This window comes from Stenotrophomonas sp. SORGH_AS_0321 (genome assembly GCF_031453215.1).
GTDB lineage: Bacteria > Pseudomonadota > Gammaproteobacteria > Xanthomonadales > Xanthomonadaceae > Stenotrophomonas > Stenotrophomonas chelatiphaga.
In genome coordinates this window covers 1,671,266-1,689,610 of sequence record NZ_JAVIZG010000001.1, presented here as the reverse complement: position 1 = coordinate 1,689,610, position 18,345 = coordinate 1,671,266, and the positions used below count along the sequence as shown (strand labels likewise).

Annotated in this window: 15 protein-coding genes and 2 pseudogenes; 12 read left to right on the top strand and 5 right to left on the bottom strand. The window is 67.0% G+C overall.

Annotated features, from left to right (window positions below; genetic code table 11):
- Window positions 1–3: 3 nt before the first annotated feature.
- The 4 genes from QE373_RS07385 to QE373_RS07370 all read right to left on the bottom strand — a co-directional run bounded on the left by QE373_RS07385 (window position 4) and on the right by QE373_RS07370 (window position 2,614).
- Entirely contained in the window at window positions 4–699 is a 696-nt protein-coding gene (locus QE373_RS07385; RefSeq protein WP_309685122.1) for a DUF2058 family protein, read from the bottom strand.
- 9 nt (window positions 700–708) lie between these two features.
- Window positions 709–951 carry a SlyX family protein gene (locus QE373_RS07380; protein ID WP_309685121.1) on the bottom strand — a complete coding sequence of 81 codons (243 nt, stop codon included), beginning with the start codon at window positions 949–951 and terminating at the stop codon, window positions 709–711.
- Between the two features lie 80 nt (window positions 952–1,031).
- Window positions 1,032–2,012 carry an FKBP-type peptidyl-prolyl cis-trans isomerase gene (locus QE373_RS07375; RefSeq protein WP_057507952.1) on the bottom strand — a complete coding sequence of 327 codons (981 nt, stop codon included), beginning with the start codon at window positions 2,010–2,012 and terminating at the stop codon, window positions 1,032–1,034.
- Between the two features lie 95 nt (window positions 2,013–2,107).
- Window positions 2,108–2,614, bottom strand: a complete 507-nt coding sequence (locus QE373_RS07370; protein WP_309689623.1) for a glutathione peroxidase — start codon at window positions 2,612–2,614, stop codon at window positions 2,108–2,110.
- An 837-nt stretch (window positions 2,615–3,451) separates the two neighbouring features.
- Between QE373_RS07370 and QE373_RS07365 the strand changes: the two genes are divergently transcribed.
- The 7 genes from QE373_RS07365 to QE373_RS07335 all read left to right on the top strand — a co-directional run bounded on the left by QE373_RS07365 (window position 3,452) and on the right by QE373_RS07335 (window position 7,956).
- Window positions 3,452–3,685: a hypothetical protein gene (locus QE373_RS07365; RefSeq protein WP_309685116.1), complete on the top strand. Its 234-nt coding sequence runs from the start codon at window positions 3,452–3,454 to the stop codon at window positions 3,683–3,685.
- Window positions 3,686–3,687: 2 nt separating this feature from the next.
- Entirely contained in the window at window positions 3,688–4,050 is a 363-nt protein-coding gene (locus QE373_RS07360; protein ID WP_057687616.1) for a GntR family transcriptional regulator, read from the top strand.
- Window positions 4,047–4,922 (top strand): ABC transporter ATP-binding protein, encoded by an 876-nt coding sequence (locus tag QE373_RS07355; RefSeq protein WP_042615509.1) that lies wholly within the window; start codon window positions 4,047–4,049, stop codon window positions 4,920–4,922. Before QE373_RS07360 ends, QE373_RS07355 begins: the two co-directional genes overlap by 4 nt.
- Entirely contained in the window at window positions 4,919–5,935 is a 1,017-nt protein-coding gene (locus QE373_RS07350; protein WP_309685111.1) for an ABC-2 transporter permease, read from the top strand. The genes QE373_RS07355 and QE373_RS07350 overlap by 4 nt, the downstream gene beginning before the upstream one ends.
- Before the next feature lie 19 nt (window positions 5,936–5,954).
- Window positions 5,955–6,836, top strand: coding sequence for a hypothetical protein (locus QE373_RS07345; protein WP_309685108.1), 882 nt, complete (start codon window positions 5,955–5,957; stop codon window positions 6,834–6,836).
- 28 nt (window positions 6,837–6,864) lie between these two features.
- A complete protein-coding gene (locus tag QE373_RS07340; protein WP_309685106.1) occupies window positions 6,865–7,440 on the top strand; it encodes a hypothetical protein in 576 nt (191 codons plus the stop codon).
- A gap of 90 nt (window positions 7,441–7,530) precedes the next feature.
- Window positions 7,531–7,956, top strand: a complete 426-nt coding sequence (locus tag QE373_RS07335; RefSeq protein ID WP_309685103.1) for a hypothetical protein — start codon at window positions 7,531–7,533, stop codon at window positions 7,954–7,956.
- Window positions 7,957–8,124: 168 nt separating this feature from the next.
- Here the strand turns inward: QE373_RS07335 and QE373_RS07330 are convergent, their stop codons facing one another.
- Entirely contained in the window at window positions 8,125–9,561 is a 1,437-nt protein-coding gene (locus QE373_RS07330; RefSeq protein WP_309685102.1) for a class II fumarate hydratase, read from the bottom strand.
- A 213-nt stretch (window positions 9,562–9,774) separates the two neighbouring features.
- Here QE373_RS07330 and purB point away from each other — a divergent pair.
- The 5 genes and pseudogenes from purB (at window position 9,775) to sucB (ending at window position 18,318) form a co-directional block, all read left to right on the top strand.
- Window positions 9,775–11,143: pseudogene (purB, locus tag QE373_RS07325) on the top strand (adenylosuccinate lyase).
- 585 nt (window positions 11,144–11,728) lie between these two features.
- Window positions 11,729–13,159, top strand: a complete 1,431-nt coding sequence (locus tag QE373_RS07320; protein WP_309685099.1) for a cupin domain-containing protein — start codon at window positions 11,729–11,731, stop codon at window positions 13,157–13,159.
- Window positions 13,160–13,161: 2 nt separating this feature from the next.
- Window positions 13,162–14,064 carry a GNAT family N-acetyltransferase gene (locus tag QE373_RS07315; protein WP_309685098.1) on the top strand — a complete coding sequence of 301 codons (903 nt, stop codon included), beginning with the start codon at window positions 13,162–13,164 and terminating at the stop codon, window positions 14,062–14,064.
- A gap of 186 nt (window positions 14,065–14,250) precedes the next feature.
- Window positions 14,251–17,083, top strand: a pseudogene (locus QE373_RS07310) (2-oxoglutarate dehydrogenase E1 component).
- Window positions 17,084–17,124: 41 nt separating this feature from the next.
- The gene (gene sucB, locus QE373_RS07305) at window positions 17,125–18,318 is read left to right on the top strand and encodes a dihydrolipoyllysine-residue succinyltransferase (RefSeq protein ID WP_309685095.1); all 1,194 of its coding nucleotides are present in this window, start codon (window positions 17,125–17,127) and stop codon (window positions 18,316–18,318) included.
- Window positions 18,319–18,345: the final 27 nt, after the last annotated feature.

Here is an 18,345-nt window from a genome sequence, read left to right as displayed (position 1 = left end):
CGCTTACCAGACCAGGTCGTCGGGCACCTGGTACTGCGGATCGGCGTACGGATCCTCCTCGGCCGGTGCGTTCGGGTCCACCTTCAGCGCCACGGCCTGGGCGAAGATCGCCTCGGCCTGGGCCAGCATCTCCGCGGTCACCAGCATGTAGCGGCCGGCCACCTGCACCACGCCCAGCTCGCCGGCATTGAGTGCCTTCAGCTGGTCGGCGGTGACGTAGATCCGCTTGATCTTGCCGCCGTACGGGAAGTGCCGCGCGATGTCGGCCTCTTCCACGTTCAACGAAGCATCCTTCAGCAGCAGTTCCAGCTTCGCCTTCGCCTCGCGGCGCACGCGTGCGTCTTCCTGCTTCTGGCGCTCGGCCTCGATGCGCTCTTCCTTTTCGCGCTGCGCACGGATGGCATAGGCCTTGGCCAGGTCCATCTCTTCCTGCGAGCGTGGCTTGCGTGCACCCTGCGGGCGCATCCCCGGACGGTTGCCGGGGTTACCGGGATTGCCCGGGCGGGACGACGCAGGACGGTTATCGCCCGGCTTGCCCTGGTGGGGGCGGGCACCGGCCTGCCCCGGCTTGCCGCCACCCGGTCGCCCATCACGGCGCGCCTCCGGCTTGCGGTCCGGCTTTCGGTCGTTACTGCGTTCAGGCTTCGGCGCGGGCTTGAAGCCCAGGCCCATCAGCTGGTCGCGGAGGGTATCGCTCATAAGGACAGATCAGTAGTGCGGCGGTGGCGGCTCATCCACCGGATCAGAGGAATACAGCGCGTTGCGGACCTTGCCCAGGTCCTCCAGCAATACCCGCATCAGGCCCTCGTTGCGTGAGCCCTCGATGCGTGCATCGGCCAGCGCTTCGCTCAGCTCGGCCAACGCCTGCTCCTGGAAGGAGACACGCATTTCCAGCTCGACCAGGCGCGCTTCCAGCGCCTGCTCGCGTTCGCTCGATGAAATTTCAGACATGCGTTGATCGTCCCCGGCCAATGACATGGATCGCCAGTCCCGCCGGTATCCCGGCGGGTATGGCAGGGCGCGTGCGTGCCTTACGGCTGCACGGAAATGAGTTCGACGTCGAAGGTCAGCGTGGCGTTCGGGCCGATCGGGCCACCCTGGGTGCCGTTCTCGCCATAGGCCAGTTCGCCCGGAATCCAGAAGCGGTACTTCGAGCCCACCGGCATCAGCGACACGCCTTCGGTCCAGCCCTTGATCACCTGGTCCAGGCCGAACTCAACCGGCTGGCCGCGCTGGTAGCTGCTGTCGAAGACGGTGCCGTCCAGCAGCTTGCCTTCGTAGTTCACCTTGACCTTGCTGCTCGGCAGCGGACGCTCGCCACTGCCCGGGCGGATGACCTGGTACTGCAGGCCCGACGCGGTGGTGACCACGCCCGGCACGGTCTTGTTCTTGGCCAGGAACGCATTGCCTTCCTGACGGTTGGTCTGGCCCAGCTGCGCGGCCTTGGCCTGCATTTCAGCCTGCTTGGTGGCCATGAAGGACTGCAGGATCGCCGCGCCCTCTTCCTGGCTCAGCTTCGGCTGGCCACCATCGAAGGCGGTCTTGACCGCGTCGAACAGGGCGTCCAGCTCGATGTCACCCTTCAGCTCGGCCAGCGACGGGCCCACCATGTAGCTGCCCAGCATCAGGCCTACCTGGCGGTTGTCGACCTTCGGCGGCGCCGAACCCGGCGCCTGGCCCGGAACCTGCTGGCCATTGGCGATCGCCATGGAGGTACGCAGGGCGGTGTCGGTCTTCTGCGCATCGGCCTGGGTGATCAGCGGCTGCTTGCCATCGAAGGTGGCCTGCACGGCTTCGCGCATGGCGGCCAGGTCGATGTGCGACTTGATCGCCTCGAGCGAACGGGCGACGTCGCCGCCGATGGCATAGCCGAGCTTCTGCTTGGAATTCAAATTACTGGTCTCCTTGGCTGCTGCCGGGGCGGCAGCAGGTTGCTGCGACAGCGCCACGCCGGTGGTGCCCATCGCCAGAATCAGAACCGACGCCGCAGCGCCACGCATTCCCATCTTCATGTGTTGCATTCCTGGAAGTGAAAAAACGCCGACGTCGGCGCGAAAACACGCATTGTCGCATGCGCGTCCGATATGTCGAGGCGCACGTGCGTCGTTCAATGGGCCGCAGGGGCCGCCAACGCACGTTCGATCGCCGCGACCAGTTCCTTGTCATCCGGCTTCACCCGGCTCGGGAACTGGGCGATGACCGCGCCGTCGCGTCCGATCAGGTACTTGTGGAAGTTCCAGCCCGGGGCCACGCCGGTGGCGGCGGTCAGGCCCTTGTACAGCGGGGTCGCCTGGTCGCCCACGACGTGGACCTTTTCGAACATCGGGAACTTGACCCCGTAGGTCAGGGTGCAGAACTCCTGGATGTCCTTCTCATCGCCCGGCTCCTGCCCCTTGAAGTCATTGGAGGGGAAGCCCAACACGCTCAGGCCGCGCGCGGAATACGACTTCTGCAGCGCCTCGAGGCCTTCGTACTGCGGGGTGAAGCCGCACTTGCTGGCGGTGTTGACCACCAGCAGCACGCGCCCGTGGTAGCGCTGGCCCAGATTGACCGCCTCCTTGCCCGCCAGCGGCCGGTAGGCCACGTCGAGCAGGCCGGCGGCCGAGGCCATCATCGGCAGGGCCAGGCTTGCGGCCACCAGCAGCGAACCCAGCACGCGGGGCAGGACCGGCACGCCGCGGCGCGGCAGGGAAACAGAACGCAGCATGGGAGATGTTCCTGGCAGGAGTGAAGGGCCGGACGCGGGGTCCGTATTTCGCCGCGAACTATACCACCGGGCCTTGGTGCGGCTTTTGTCGGAGATCGCGCAGCGCGCTGCGCCTACCTTCGGCCGGGGTGGGTCGAACGGGTGGAACCCCCTCGCGGGTGGCCGGAGTGCAACACCCCGGGTTGGCGCCGGGCGGTGGGGCTGTGCGGGGGACGGCAAAAGCCGCTCCTGCGGGCCTCGTTTCGCGCCATCCATGGCGCTCTACGCCCCCGCCCAGCCCCACCGCCCGGCACCCCTGACAGGTTCCGGTGGCCGCCACCCGCGTTGAAAAAAGAATAACGGCGGGGGTCAGAGTCCTTTCGCTACGCGAAAGGACTCTGACCCCATGTTCCCCCCTTTCCACTCCTGCCTTGTCCATGGCCCCCATGGACCCGTCGAAGGTGGGGCGGGGTGGCTGTGCAGGACCGTCTTTTCGCATGGATGCGAAAAGCGAGCCTCCATGGACGGATTCACGGCGTGTCCTGCACAGCCACCCCGCCCCGCCATCAAGCAGCCCTGCAGCTTCTGACGTTGACGTTGACGTTGCTTCGGCTTGAAAAAGCAGCCGCCGGGCGCAGCCCGGCCGACCCCTGCCATCAGTTGGTCACATAAAGCGCTTGCACTCTGAATCGGTGGTGTTATAGTTGACTACAACACCAGTCACCTGAGACAGGGGAGCCGATGAATACGTCAGTCCAACATCGCATGACCCGCATGGCCGCCAGCGCGGCGGGCCTGCTGCTCCTGTCCCTGTGGTTCGGTGTGGCGCATGGCGGCGCCGACGATACCCACGCCGCCTCCGCCCTCGACAGCCTGCAGGACGCAGGCGTGCCGGACGCTGGGAATGCACCGCCGGCACCCTCCCCCCCGCGGCGGCTGAACAGTTCGTTGTCCATGCCGTATTTTTCTTTCGCACAGTCGCTGAATTCCCGGAGCTGACCATGAGCGATATCCAGTGGAGCGATGGCGCTCCCATCTACCGTCAGCTGAAGGAGCGCGTGATCGCCATGATGCTTGACGGAATCATCAAGCCGGGCGACGCCCTGCCCTCGGTCCGCCAGGTGGCGGCCGATTACCAGCTCAACCCCATCACCGTGTCCCGTGCCTACCAGGAGCTGGCCGACGAAGGTCTGGTCGAAAAGCGCCGCGGCCTGGGCATGTTCATGACCGAAGAAGCGGCAACGCAGCTGCGCAGCAGCGAGCGCGATCGCTTCCTCAACGAAGAATGGCCGGCCGTGCTCGAGCGCATCCAGCGCCTGGGCCTGGACGTGAACGAACTGTTGACCCAGGGGAAACTCTCATGAACGCCGCAGCACACCAGGATGTGATCACCGCGCGGGGCCTGCGCAAGGCCTACAAGCGCACCCTCGCGCTGGACAACACCAGCTTCAGCATTCCCGCCGGCCGCATCGTCGGGTTGATCGGGCCCAACGGCGCCGGCAAGACCACCGCGCTCAAGGCGCTGCTGGGACTGACCTCGGTGGAAGGCGAGCTGAGCGTGCTCGGCAAGGATCCGCGCAGCCACCGCGATGAGCTGATGAATGACATCTGCTTCATCGCCGACGTGGCCGTGCTGCCGCGCTGGCTGAAGGTCCGCGAAGCGATCGATTTCGTTGCCGGAGTGCATCCGCGCTTCGACCGGGCCCGCTGCGAGCGTTTCCTCTCCACCACCAAGCTGCAGCCAAAACAGCGCGTGCGCGAACTGTCCAAGGGCATGATCGTGCAGCTGCACCTGGCGCTGGTGATGGCCATCGATGCCCGCGTGCTGGTGCTGGACGAGCCGACCCTGGGCCTGGACATCCTGTACCGCAAGGAGTTCTACCAGCGCCTGCTGGAAGACTACTTCGACGAGCAGAAGACGATCATCGTCACCACCCACCAGGTGGAGGAGATCGAACACATCCTGACCGACGTCATGTTCATCCGTGACGGCAAGGTCGTGCTCAGCGCCGAGATGGACGAGGTCGGCGAGCGCTACACCGAAGTGCTGGTCAACGCCGACCAGCTCGATACCGCCCGCGCGCTCAAGCCGATCGACGAACGCAGCCTGCCCTTCGGCAAATCCGTGCTGCTGTTCGACAACGTGCCGCGCAGCCAGCTGGCGACCCTCGGTGAAACCCGCAACCCCGGCCTGGCCGACCTGTTCGTCGCCATCATGAAGGGAACCTACGCATGAACGCCGTGAACCATCCGATCAGCAAGGCCGGCACCCTGCGCTGGCTGCTCAAGCGCGAATACTGGGAAAACCGCGGGGGCTTCCTGTATGCCCCGATCATCGCCGGCGTCGCCTCGCTGGTGATGAGCACCATCGGCATCATCATCGGCCTGTTCGTGCTGCGCCGCGCGGCCTCGCAGGGCGACCTGCACATCAACAACAGCAACATCCAGGTCAACGGCCTGGACCTTGACCTGCTGACCCGCCAGCTGGATCCCAAGGACCTGGTGGACCTCGGCAACGGCCTGGATGCCACCCTGGCGCTCAGTTCGGCGTGGCCGTTCGTGGTACTGGCCTTCGTTGTGTTCTTCTACTGCCTGGGCGCGCTGTATGACGACCGCCGTGACCGCAGCATCCTGTTCTGGAAGTCGTTGCCGCTGTCGGACACCCAGACCGTGCTGTCCAAGGTGATCAGCGCGATCGTGATCGCTCCGCTGATCGCCGTGGCCGCCTCGGTGCTGACCATGCTGTGCTTCCTGGGCGTCATTTCGATCGTCGCCCTGACCCATGGCGGCGACCCGATGTCGCTGATCTGGGGCCCGTCCAGCCCGCTGCTGCTGGCCGCTGGCCACCTGAGCTGGATTCCGGTGTTCGCCCTGTGGTCGCTGCCGACGGTCGGCTGGCTGCTGCTGTGCTCGTCCTGGGCCAAGAGCAAGCCGTTCCTGTGGGCGGTGATGCTGCCGCTGTTTGCCGGCATCGTGGTCAGCACCACCAAGGTGATGGGCCTGCTGGACATGACCAGCGGCTGGTTCTGGCAGCACATCGTCGGCCGACTGCTGCTGGGCACCGTACCCGGCGTCGAACTGGCCTACCGCTCCGGTGTTGCCCGGAACTCCGAATCCATCGTCCAGTTGCTGTCGCCGTCCAACCAGCTCGGTGCACTGGCCATGCCGGACCTCTGGATCGGCGCCGCGGTCGGCATCGTCTTCATCTTCCTCGCCATCCGCCTGCGCCGCCGCGCCGGCGAAATCTAAGCACAAGGAGCCACCCGCCATGCGTACCCTGCTTGCCTGCGCCACCCTGACGCTGCTGCCGCTGTCCGCCCTGGCCAACGACGCGCCCTGCAAGTTCACCGAAAACCGTGACCTGAAGCTCGACCTGGCCGGCGCAAAGACCGTCGTGCTGGAGGTCAACCAGCACGACCTGCACGTGGTCGCCGGCAGCGGCCCGGCGCAGCTGTCCGGGCGGGCCTGCGCGTCCAGTGCCGACTGGCTGCGCGACCTGACCCTGACCCAGCAGCGCAGCGGCGACAAGCTGGTGGTCAGCCTGCGCCGCGAGGGCAAGCAGGGCATCGTGATCGGCGACAACTACGCCTGGCTGGACATCCGCGGCAGCGTGCCGGCCGATGTGATGGTGCAGCTGAAGGTCGGCTCCGGTGACGCGCATGTCGAAGGCGCACGGTCGCTGAGCGTGGACGTGGGCTCCGGCGATGCCGATGTGCTGCGGACCCAGGGCAGCGTGCATGCCGCGGTCGGCTCCGGCGACCTGCTGATCGACGGTGCCGACAGCCTGAACCTGCTGTCGTTGGGCTCCGGCGATGCGAAGGTGTCCAACATCCGCCGCGACGTCAGCGTCGGCAGCATCGGCTCGGGCGACCTCGACGTGCGCGACGTCGGCGGCAACCTGGCGATCCGCACGATCGGTTCCGGTGACGCCGACGCCCGCCAGGTGCGCGGCAACGTGGAGATCGGCGTGGTCGGCTCCGGCGATGTCGAACTGCGCGACGTCGGCGGCAACCTGCTGGTCGGCAGCCACGGCTCGGGCGGGATCAAGGCCGATGGCGTGGGCGGCAACCTGACCGTGCAGCGCAGCGGCAGCGGCGATGTCCGCCACAGCGGCGTGCGCGGCACCGTCACCCTGCCCCGCGGCAAGTAACCGACAGACACACACGGAAGACTCGACCATGAAGATGCGTATCCTGCTGCCCACCCTGCTGCTGGCCCTGCCGCTGGCCGCCTGTACCGGTCACGACAACGACACGGCCAAGGCCCTGGACGACACCGGCAGCAGCATCGGCCGCTCGGTGCAGGAAGCCACCGACAAGGCCCGCAAGGAATTGGCCACCGGCAACTTCAAGCTGAACGTCGATGGCCTGCCCGTCGCGGAGATCACCCCGCAGGGCGGTCTGCTGATCGAAGGCAAGGACGTGGTGACCACGCCCGCCCAACGTACCCAGTTGCTCGAGTACCGGCACCAGGTCGAAGGGATTGCATCGGCCGGCATGGATATCGGCGTGGCCGGTGCGAACCTGGGCGTCAAGGCCGCCGGCGAAGCGCTGAAGGGCGTGTTCTCAGGCCAGACCGAAGGCATCGAACAGCGCATCAATGCCGAAGCGGACAAGCTGAAGGTCCAGGCCAAGGGCCTGTGCGACAAGCTGCCTGCGATGATGGCGACCCAGCAGGCGCTGGCCGCCTCGCTGCCTGCGTTTGCGCCGTATGCCACGATGAGCCAGAGCGACATCGACGGCTGCGACGAATGAGCGCACCCGGCCGCCGCCAGCGACCCGGCGGCGGCCGGCCGGCGCAACGGGGATTACAATGAGCGGCTCTCCCCCTCCCCCTGGACCGCCATGAAGAAGCTGTTCCTGCTGCTGGCCGCCCTGTCCTGCCTCGTGCTTGCCGGCTGTGACCAGGAGTACCGCAACCACCGCGTCGAACGCAGCAAGCCGAAGATCACCGTCAGCGACAGCATGGTCACCGTGCGTCGCGCACCCGCGCCCAACATCATCATCCTGGCCAACGGCCACATGAAGGTCGACGAGATCGAGATTCCGCTGCGGGCCGACCAGCAGCAGATGCTGCAGCAGATGTTCGGCCACCTGCAGGTGCTGCGCCAGAACACCCTGGTCGACGCCCCGGCCGACCCGGACAGGAAGCCGGTGAAGATCGTGCCGCCGGCCGGCAGCAACCCGATCCCGGAAGACTTGGTGCAGGTGATTCCGGAGTTCAAGGATTACACCGAAACCTTCGGCAACCTGCAGGCTGATCGTCGCTGAGGATCGCGGGTAGTGACGGCCGCTGGCCGTCACGGCCCTGCCGCTGCGCTCGCCGACCATGGGTCGGCGCTACCCGGCCATTGCCCGGTAGTGACGGCCGCTGGCCGTCATTCCTTTGCCGTGGGGCGGCGACCGTTGGTCGTCACGCGGTTCCTGCGAGGCGAGGGATCAGCCTCCCCCGCCACCGCCTGCATGGATGCCACCGGCGGTGAGCGCCTTCGGATCCAGCAGGCGACGCAGCTCTGCCTCTGCCAGCCCGCTGTCCTCCAGCGCGATCTCCAGCACCGGGCGCTGTTCCTTGTAGGCACGCTTGGCGATCGCCGCGGCCTTCTCATAGCCGATGATCGGGTTCAGCGCCGTGACCAGGATCGGATTGCGGTCCAGCGCTTCGCGCACCCGGTCCTCGCGCACCTTCAGCCCGTCGATCGCACTATCGGCCAGCAGCCGCGACACGTTGGCCAGCAGGGTGATGCTGTCCAGCAGGTTCACCGCGATCAGCGGCAGGGTGACGTTCAACTGGAAGTTGCCGGTCTGCCCGGCCACCGTGATCGCGGTGTGGTGGCCGATCACCTGCGCGCAGGCCATCACGGTCGCCTCCGGGATCACCGGATTGACCTTGCCCGGCATGATCGAGCTGCCCGGCTGCAGCGCCGGCAGCTCGATCTCGCCCAGCCCGGCCAGCGGACCGGCGTTCATCCAGCGCAGGTCGTTGGCGATCTTGATCAGCGCCACGGCAAGCGCATTGAGCTGGCCGGAGATCTCCACTGCATCGTCCTGCGCGGCCAACCCTTCGAACTTGTTGGCGGCGCTTTCGAACTTGACCCCGGTACCGGCCTTCAGCGCCTTGGCAACGCGTTCGCCGAAGCGCGGATCGGCGTTGATGCCGGTACCGATCGCCGTACCGCCCAGCGGCAGGCGACGCAGGCGCTTGAGGCTGTCGTCGAAGCGCTGCTGCGCCGACGACAGCTGCGCCGACCAGGCCGAAAATTCCTGCTCGAACGTCAGCGGCATCGCGTCCATCAGGTGCGTGCGCCCGGTCTTGACCACCTTGCGCAGGCTGCGGCCCTTGCGGTCGATGACCTTGCGCAGGTGCGCCAGCGCCGGCAGCAGGTCTTCCTGCGCGGCCAGCGCCGCCGACACCCGCAGGGCGGTCGGGATCACATCATTGGAGCTCTGGCCCTGGTTGACGTGGTCGTTGGGATGCACCGGCGTGCGCCCGGCCTTGCCGCCGCGGTTGGCCAGCGTGGCGATGACCTCGTTGGCGTTCATGTTCGAAGACGTGCCCGAACCGGTCTGGTAGACGTCGATCGGGAAGTGCGCATCCCAGTCACCGGCGGCCACTTCGGCGGCCGCGCCCTGCACCGCCCTGGCGATGTTCCTGGGCAGGTGGCCGAGCTCTGCATTGACCCCTGCCGCCGCACCCTTGACCAGGCCCAGGGCACGGATGAATCCACGCGGCATGCGCTGGCCGGACACCGGGAAATTGTCCACCGCGCGCTGGGTCTGCGCGCCCCACAGGGCATCGGCAGGTACCTGCAGTTCGCCCATGCTGTCATGTTCGGTCCGGAAACCGGGGGTGGAATTCGTGCTGGAACGCTTGCTCATCCGATCAACTCCGCATGCTTTCAGGGGGAAAGGGAATCTGCGGCTGGCATCGGGCAGGTTCCCCAGGCTGGCGTCTGCTTTCAGGATACAGGGTCGTGAAGGACGCTGGCCGTCACGCCACGGCAACCGCACGCGCGCCAGCCGTTGTTTTCGACAGTCGAGCAGGCGCGCCCCTACAATATGGCCCCCGCCGTCTCACAGCTGCCCGCCGACATGTCCGAATCCGCCCTGCTCGCCCTGTCCCCGCTCGATGGCCGTTACGCCGGCAAGGTCGATGCGCTGCGCCCGATTTTTTCCGAGTACGGACTGATCAAGGCCCGCATCACGGTGGAAGTGGAGTGGCTGCTGGCACTGGGCGCCGAGCCAGGCGTGATCGAGCTGCCGGCCTTCTCTGCTGCCGCCACGGCGCGCCTGCGTGCGCTGGCCAAGGACTTCAGCCCGGCCCAGGCCGCGCGGGTCAAGGACATCGAGCGCACCACCAACCATGACGTCAAGGCGGTGGAGTACTTCATCAAGGAACAGCTGAAGGACGATGCCGAACTGGCTCCGGCGCTGGAGTTCGTGCATTTCGCCTGCACCAGCGAAGACATCAACAACCTCAGCTACGGGCTGATGCTGGAGCAGGCCCGCCGCGAGGTGCTGCTGCCCACGCTGGATGGCATCGCCGCCTCGCTGCGCTCGCTGGCCCACGCACAGGCGGCCCAGCCGATGCTGTCGCGCACGCACGGCCAGACCGCCTCGCCGACTACCCTGGGCAAGGAACTGGCCAACGTGGTCGCCCGCCTGGAGCGCCAGCGCCGCCAGCTGGCGGCGGTGGAGCTGACCGGCAAGATCAACGGCGCGGTCGGCAACTACAACGCACACGTATCCAGCTACCCGGACGTGGACTGGCCCACCTTCGCCCAGCGCTTCGTCGAAGGCCTGGGGCTGGTGTTCAACCCGTACACCACGCAGATCGAACCGCATGACAACATCGCCGAGATCGGTGATGCGGCGCGCCGCGCCAACACCATCCTGATCGACCTCTCGCGCGACATCTGTGGGTTACATCTCGCTGGGCTACTTCAAGCAGCGGCTGAAGGAAGGCGAAGTCGGTTCCTCGACCATGCCGCACAAGGTCAACCCGATCGATTTCGAGAACGCCGAGGGCAACTTCGGCATCGCCAATGCACTGTTCGAGCACTTCAGCGCCAAGCTGCCGATCAGCCGCTGGCAGCGTGACCTGACCGATTCGACGGTGCTGCGCGCACTGGGCACGGCGTTCGGGCACACCCAGGTGGCACTGGATTCGCTGGCCAAGGGCATCGGCAAGCTGGAAGTGAACCCGCAGCGCCTGGATGCCGACCTGGATGCGGCCTGGGAAGTGCTGGCCGAGGCCGTGCAGACGGTGATGCGCCGCCATGGCCTGCCCAACCCGTACGAGCAGCTGAAGGCGCTGACGCGCGGCCAGGGCATCACGGCCGAGTCGATGCGCGCGTTCGTCGAGTCGCTGGAGCTGCCGGCCGATGCCAAGCAGCACCTGCGTGAGCTGACCCCGGGTGGCTACGTCGGCCTGGCAGCCGAGCTCGCCCGCGCGGTGTAAGCGGGTTTGCCGGGCTGCGCCCGGCGCCTGCTTTTTCAAGCAACGTCAACGTCAACAGCTGCAGGACGTTGATTGGGCGGGGCGCGGTGGGCTGGCGGGGGACGGCAAGGGCCGCTCCTGCGGGCCTCGTTTCGCGCCATCCATGGCGCTCAACGCCCCCGCCAACCCACCCCGCCCCACCTTCGACAGGTCCATGGTGGCCATGGAGCCTTCGGTAGCGCCGACCCATGGTCGGCGGAATGTTCGCGCCAACGGCCCGCTGCGCTCGCCGACCATGGGTCGGCGCTACCGCTTTTCTTTTTTCTTACGCGGCGGGCGGCCCCCGGAACCTGTCAGGGGGTCGGGCGGTGGGGCTGGGCGGGGGCGTTGAGCGCCATGGATGGCGCGAAACGAGGCCCGCATGGATGCGGTTTTTGCCGTCCCCCGACCAGCCCCACCGCCCGACCCCGATCACGCACTCCGCTTTTCGCAGCAGCCCACCGCGAGGGGGTCCCACCCGTTCGACACCACCCCATCCGAACGCGGACAATAGGCCATCAGCGGCCGCACAGGCCGCGCCCTGTTTCCGCTGCAAGGACCTCCCCCATGGCCGCACGCCCATCCGCTTCCACCGCCAGGACCTTCGCCATCGAAGTCCACGCCACCCCCGCCAAGCCGCTGGGCATGGCCCCGGCGACCTTCCTGCGCGACTACTGGCAGAAGCGCCCGCTGCTGATCCGCAACGCCTTCACCGGCTTCCAGAGCCCCGTGCAGCCCGAAGACCTGGCCGGCCTGGCCTGCGAAAACGGCGTGCTGGCGCGGCTGATCGAACATGACCGCAGCACCGACGGCTGGCGGGTGCGCACCGGCCCGTTCCAGGAGTCGGTGTTCCCCGCCCTGCCGGAAAAGGACTGGACCCTGCTGGTGCAGGACGTGGACAAATGGGACCCGGACGTCCGCGCACTGATCGCGCACTTCGATTTCCTGCCGCGCTGGCGGATGGACGATGTGATGATCAGCTTCGCCGCCACCGGCGGCTCGGTCGGTGCGCACGTGGACCAGTACGACGTGTTCCTGCTGCAGGGCCAGGGCCATCGCCGTTGGCAGATCGATGCCAGCGAATCGACCAGGGGCAAGCGCCCGCCACTGGACTTCCGTCCGGACATCGAACTCAAGCAGCTCACGAAATTCAAGCCCAGCCACGACTGGGTGCTGGCGCCGGGTGACATGCTGTACCTGCCGCCGAACGTGCCGCACAACGGCGTGGCCGAAGACCCCTGCCTGACCTTCTCCTTCGGCATGCGCGCACCGGCATCGGCCGAATTGATCAGTGATTACCTGGACACCCTGGTGGTGGATGCCGATGAGGGCATCCGCTACCAGGACCCCGACCTGAAGCTGCCGGAGGATCCGAACGAGATCGACGTGGCGGCGATGAACCGCGTGGTGGCCGCACTCAATGCCATCCGCATGAACGACCCGGACATGCTGGGCGACTGGTTCGGGCGCTTCATCACCACCTACCGCGCCGCCGGCGAAGTGATGCCGAGCGGACCGGCGCCGTCGCTGGACGAGGTCGATCACGCGCTGGCCAACGGCCTGCTGCTGGAGCGCCATCCCTGGGCCCGTCTGGCCTGGCGGCGTGCCAAGCGCGGCGCCAGCCTGTACTGCAGCGGGCTGGACCTGGCGGTGTCGGTCAAGGATGCGCAGCGCATCGCGGCCGCCGAGCGGCTGGACCGCTCCGCGTGGAACGGCCTGACCGCCAAGGGCCGGCAGGCCCTGCAGGAACTGATGGTGCTGGGCTTCTACCAGCTGACCGACCCGCACGCGGCCGACGACGAGCTGGATGACGAGCCCGCCGACGCCACGCCGATCGTGGTGGCGACCGACACCGTGGGCACCGTCGAGGTGGATGACTTTTCCGATGACGTGCGCGAAGTGAACGTGCACGAGGACGGCGTGGAGGTGGTGGTCAGCTTCGACGAGGATGACGAAGAGGACGAACCGGAGGACGGCGCCGGCCAGCGCCGCCACTGAACATGCCCGCCTTCCGTGTCCAGCGCGCCGACCACGCGGCGCATCACGCCGCGATCCACGGGGTTCGCCAGCAGGTGTTCGTGGTCGAGCAGGGGGTACCCGCCGACCTCGAGCGCGATGCGCTGGACCCGGTCTGCACCCACGTGCTGGCACGCGATGCCGACGGCGCGCCGATCGGTACCGGACGACTGCTGCCCGATGGCCGCATCGGGCGCATGGCGGTGCTGGCGGCATGGCGCAGCCAGGGCGTCGGCGAGGCCATGCTGGAGGAGCTGGTGCGTGCGGCTGCGATGGCCGGGCTGCCACAGGTGCACCTGCATGCCCAGCTGCCGGCCTGTGCGTTCTATGCACGGCAGGGTTTCATTCCCGAAGGCGGTCACTTCGAAGAGGCCGGCATCGCGCACCTGCAGATGCAGCGCACGCTCGGCGCCGCCGCCGCCATCGACGGGGTGCAGGCGGCCGTGGCGGTGACCACCGCGGTCATCCACCGCGCGCGCCGACGGTTGTGGGTCCACAGCCGCCAGCTGGATCCCGGCCTGTTGGATGCCGCTCCCGTGCAGGCGGCGCTGCGGCGCTTCGCCACCCGTGCCCACGACAAGCAGCTGCGTGTCATCGTGCACGATGCCGCCGCGATCCAGGCCGCCGGTGCGCCGCTGCTGGCCCTGCTGCAGCGCCTGCCCAGCGTGGTGCAGATCCGCGAGGTGAGCGATCCGGTTGACCGGGCGCTGGCCTCGGCCTGCATCGCCAACGATGCCGGCGACTACTACTTTCGTCTGATGGGCCATCGCCTTGAAGGCGAGGCCGGCATTGCACTGCCTTCACGCTCGCAGCCGCTGGAGCAGCAATTGCAGCGCGTCTGGGACCGTTCGCGGGATTGCAGCGAACTGCGCGCCCTCGGCATCTGAGCCCGACGGCGACGGGCAACCTGTCTGGCAGCGGCACCGCAGCCGCCAATCATGCCCGTGCAGCGCCCCTTCCCCGGCAGATGGGGGTACAATTTGGGTGTTTGAACGCGCCCGTGCATGGCTATTCATCCAGTCGACCGGGTACTTCCAGAGCCCTACCCCACAAGCGAATAATCACTCTCCATCGTGGACAATCTACTGAAGCAGTTTGCGCAGTCATCGCAGCTCGCCGGCGGCAACGCCTCCTATGTCGAGGATCTGTACGAGCAGTACCTCGTCTCCCCGGACAGTGTCGATCCCAAATGGAAGGCCTACTTCGACGGCTTCCAGGGCCGTGAAGCGGGTGACATTCCGCACTCGGGCGTCATCGCGCACATCGCCGACGCCGCCAAAGGCGCGCTGAAGAGTGGTACCGGCGAAGGGGCCGGCGACGAGCGCGAGCGCAACGTCGGCCGCCTGATCACCGCCTACCGTTCGCGGGGCCACCTCGGTGCGCGCCTGGATCCGCTCGGCCTGGCCGAGCCGACCAATCCGCCGAGACCTGGGCCTGCCCTTCCACAGCCTTTCCGATGTTGACCTGAACGCCGAGTTCAGCACCGGCGGCGTGGGTGGCCAGCCGCGCATGAAACTGCGCGACCTGCTGGCGCGCCTGAAGGCGACCTACACCGGTTCGATCGGCGCGGAGTTCATGCACATCTCCGAAGTCGAGCAGCGCCAGTGGATCTACAAGAAGCTCGAACTCGCCGGTGGCGATTACGCGCTCGATGCAGATACCAAGCGCCGCACGCTGGAACGCCTGACCGCGGCCGAAGGCCTGGAACGCTACCTGCACACCAAGTACGTGGGCCAGAAGCGCTTCTCGCTGGAAGGCGGCGATGCGCTGATCCCGATGATGGACACCATCATCCGTGACGCCGGCAAGGACGGCGTCAAGGACGTGGTGATCGGCATGGCCCACCGCGGCCGCCTGAACGTGCTGGTCAATACGCTGGGCAAGAACCCGCGCAAGCTGTTCGACGAGTTCGAAGGCAAGTTCGAGCACGACAACCACGCCTCCGCAGGCGATGTGAAGTACCACATGGGCTTCTCGGCCGACGTCAGCACCGACGGCGGCCCGGTGCACCTGGCGCTGGCCTTCAACCCCTCGCACCTGGAAATCGCAGATCCGGTGGTTGCCGGTTCGGTGCGTTCGCGCCAGGAGCGCCGCAGCGACACCGCGCGCAAGCAGGTGATGCCGATCCTGATCCACGGCGACGCGGCCTTCGCCGGCCAGGGCGTGGTGATGGAGCTGTTCCAGATGTCGCAGGCGCGCGGTTTCGCCGTCGGCGGCACGGTACACATCGTGGTCAACAACCAGGTGGGCTTCACCACGTCCAACCCGGAAGATTCGCGCTCCACGCTGTACTGCACCGACGTGGCCAAGATGATCGCCGCCCCGGTGTTCCACGTGAACGGCGATGACCCGGAGGCCGTGGTGTTCGCCGCCAAGCTGGCCTTCGAGTTCCGCCAGAAGTTCGCCAAGGATGTGGTCATCGACCTGATGTGCTACCGCCGTTGGGGCCACAACGAGGCCGACGAACCGGCGATCACCCAGCCGCTGATGTACCAGGTGATCCGCAAGCACAAGACCACCCGCGAAATGTACGCCGAGCAGCTTGAACAGGCCGGCGTGATCGAAGCCGGTGCCGGCAAGGCGCTGGTCGACGGCTATCGCGTGAAGCTGGACAGTGGCGAGTACACCACCGACCTGGCCACCGTGGAAAAGACCCCGCCGACCAGCCCGCTGTTCGTGGATTGGCCGAAGCTGCTGGACGGCAAGCTGTCGGACACGGTCAGCACCGCCGTGAACATGGACAAGCTGACCGCGCTGGCCAGGCAGATCACCACCATCCCGGACACCGTGCAGGTGCACTCGCGCGTGGCCAAGGTGTACGAAGACCGTCGCAAGATGGCCGCCGGCGAGATCCCGGGCGACTGGGGCTTTGCCGAGAACCTCGCCTACGCCACCCTGCTGGACGAAGGCCACCGCCTGCGCCTGGTCGGCCAGGACGTCGGCCGCGGTACCTTCACCCACCGCCACGCGATCCTGCACGACCAGAACACCGACCAGTACTACCTGCCGCTGCGCCAGCTGGTGGATTCGCCGGAGAAGGCCACCATCATCGATTCGCTGCTCAGCGAAGAAGCGGTGATGGCCTTCGAGTACGGCTTCTCCACCACCGACCCGGGCACCCTGTGCATCTGGGAAGGCCAGTTCGGCGACTTCGCCAACGGCGCCCAGGTGGTCATCGACCAGTTCATCGCCGCCGGTGAAGCCAAGTGGGGCCGCCTGACCGGGCTGACCCTGCTGCTGCCGCACGGCTACGAGGGCCAAGGTCCGGAACACAGCTCGGCGCGCCTTGAGCGCTTCCTGCAGCTGTGCGCGCTGGAAAACATGCTGGTGGTGGTCCCGTCCACCCCGGCGCAGGCATTCCACATGCTGCGTCGCCAGCAGCACCTGACCACCCGCAAGCCGCTGGTGGTGATGTCGCCGAAGTCGCTGCTGCGCCACAAGCTGGCCGTGTCGACGCTGGAAGAACTGGCCAATGGCGAGTTCCAGCACCTGATCGGCGATGCCAAGGCCGACCCGAAGAAGGTCAAGCGCGTGGTGCTGTGCTCGGGCAAGGTCTACTACGACCTGCTGGAAGACCAGACCAAGCGTGGCCAGGACGACGTGGCGATCATCCGCGTGGAGCAGCTCTACCCGTTCCCGCGCGCGCTGCTGGCTGCCGAACTGAAGCAGTACGGCAAGGCCACCGACGTGGTGTGGACGCAGGAAGAGCCGCAGAACCAGGGTGCTTGGTACCAGATCCGCCACCACCTGCAGTTCTGCGTGGCCGATGGCCAGAGCCTTCATTACGCGGGTCGCGCGCGCTCGGCATCGCCGGCCGCCGGCCACATGGCTGACCATGTCATCGAGCAGCAGAAGCTGGTCGCCGATGCCCTGGTCAACCCGTTCGACGACTCGGTCGCCGAATAACCCTCCCCTATTCCAGAAATACGAACCCAGGAAGCTCCCGCATGGCCACCGAAGTCAAAGTCCCGGTTTTGCCCGAATCCGTCTCCGACGGCACCATCGCCACCTGGCACAAGAAGGTCGGCGACGCCGTCAAGCGTGACGAGAATCTGGTTGACCTGGAGACCGACAAGGTCGTTCTGGAAGTCCCGTCGACCGTCGACGGCGTGCTGAAGGAAATCAAGTTCCAGGAAGGCGACACCGTCACCAGCGCCCAGGTGCTGGCGATCATCGAGGAAGGCGCGGTGGCCGAAGCCGCTGCGCCGGCCCCGGCCGCTGAAGAGAAGAAGGCCGAGGCCGCACCGGCCAAGGCGGCTGCCGCCCCGGCACCGGCGTCGAAGTCGGCAGCCGATTCGCTGCCCCCGGGCGCCCGTTTCTCGGCGATCACCGAAGGCGTGAACCCGGCCGACGTGGACGGCACCGGCCGTCGCGGCGCGGTGACCAAGGAAGACATCGTCAACTACGCCCGCAACGGCGGCGCCGGCAAGGCCGGTGGTGCGCGTCCGGAAGAACGCGTTCCGATGACCCGCATGCGCAAGCGCATCGCCGACCGCCTGATGGAATCCAAGAACAGCACCGCGATGCTGACCACCTTCAACGAGGTCAACCTCGCCAAGGTGTCGGCGGCGCGCAAGGAGCTGCAGGAAGAGTTCCAGAAGGCCCACGGCATCAAGCTCGGCTTCATGAGCTTCTTCGTGAAGGCCGCCGCCAACGCGCTGCAGCGCTTCCCGCTGGTCAATGCCTCGATCGACGGCAGCGACGTGATCTATCACGGCTACTCGGACATCTCCATCGCGGTGTCCACCGACAAGGGCCTGGTCACCCCGGTGCTGCGCAACGTCGAACGCCAGTCGTTCGCCGACATCGAAAAGGGCATCGCCGACTACGCCAAGAAGGCGCGCGACGGCAAGCTGAGCCTGGAAGACCTGCAGGGCGGCACCTTCACCGTGACCAACGGCGGCACCTTCGGTTCGCTGCTGTCCACCCCGATCATCAACCCGCCGCAGAGCGCCATCCTGGGCATGCACGCGATCAAGGAACGTCCGATCGCCGAGAACGGCCAGGTCGTGATCGCACCGATGATGTACCTGGCGCTGTCCTACGACCACCGCATCATCGACGGCAAGGATTCGGTGCAGTTCCTGGTGGACATCAAGAACCAGCTGGAAAACCCGGGCCGCATGCTGTTCGGCCTGTAAGACCCGCCGACCCCTCCCGCCCGCGGG

Coding starts and splice junctions, on each gene's coding strand:
- QE373_RS07370 (WP_309689623.1), bottom strand. CDS start 2,614: ATGATGGCCTCGGCCGCCGGCCTGCTCGACGTGGCCTACCGGCCGCTG.
- QE373_RS07340 (WP_309685106.1), top strand. CDS start 6,865: ATGAAGATGCGTATCCTGCTGCCCACCCTGCTGCTGGCCCTGCCGCTG.
- QE373_RS07385 (WP_309685122.1), bottom strand. CDS start 699: ATGAGCGATACCCTCCGCGACCAGCTGATGGGCCTGGGCTTCAAGCCC.
- QE373_RS07380 (WP_309685121.1), bottom strand. CDS start 951: ATGTCTGAAATTTCATCGAGCGAACGCGAGCAGGCGCTGGAAGCGCGC.
- QE373_RS07365 (WP_309685116.1), top strand. CDS start 3,452: ATGACCCGCATGGCCGCCAGCGCGGCGGGCCTGCTGCTCCTGTCCCTG.
- sucB (WP_309685095.1), top strand. CDS start 17,125: ATGGCCACCGAAGTCAAAGTCCCGGTTTTGCCCGAATCCGTCTCCGAC.
- QE373_RS07320 (WP_309685099.1), top strand. CDS start 11,729: ATGGCCGCACGCCCATCCGCTTCCACCGCCAGGACCTTCGCCATCGAA.
- QE373_RS07350 (WP_309685111.1), top strand. CDS start 4,919: ATGAACGCCGTGAACCATCCGATCAGCAAGGCCGGCACCCTGCGCTGG.
- QE373_RS07330 (WP_309685102.1), bottom strand. CDS start 9,561: ATGAGCAAGCGTTCCAGCACGAATTCCACCCCCGGTTTCCGGACCGAA.
- QE373_RS07345 (WP_309685108.1), top strand. CDS start 5,955: ATGCGTACCCTGCTTGCCTGCGCCACCCTGACGCTGCTGCCGCTGTCC.
- QE373_RS07315 (WP_309685098.1), top strand. CDS start 13,162: ATGCCCGCCTTCCGTGTCCAGCGCGCCGACCACGCGGCGCATCACGCC.
- QE373_RS07375 (WP_057507952.1), bottom strand. CDS start 2,012: ATGAAGATGGGAATGCGTGGCGCTGCGGCGTCGGTTCTGATTCTGGCG.
- QE373_RS07360 (WP_057687616.1), top strand. CDS start 3,688: ATGAGCGATATCCAGTGGAGCGATGGCGCTCCCATCTACCGTCAGCTG.
- QE373_RS07355 (WP_042615509.1), top strand. CDS start 4,047: ATGAACGCCGCAGCACACCAGGATGTGATCACCGCGCGGGGCCTGCGC.
- QE373_RS07335 (WP_309685103.1), top strand. CDS start 7,531: ATGAAGAAGCTGTTCCTGCTGCTGGCCGCCCTGTCCTGCCTCGTGCTT.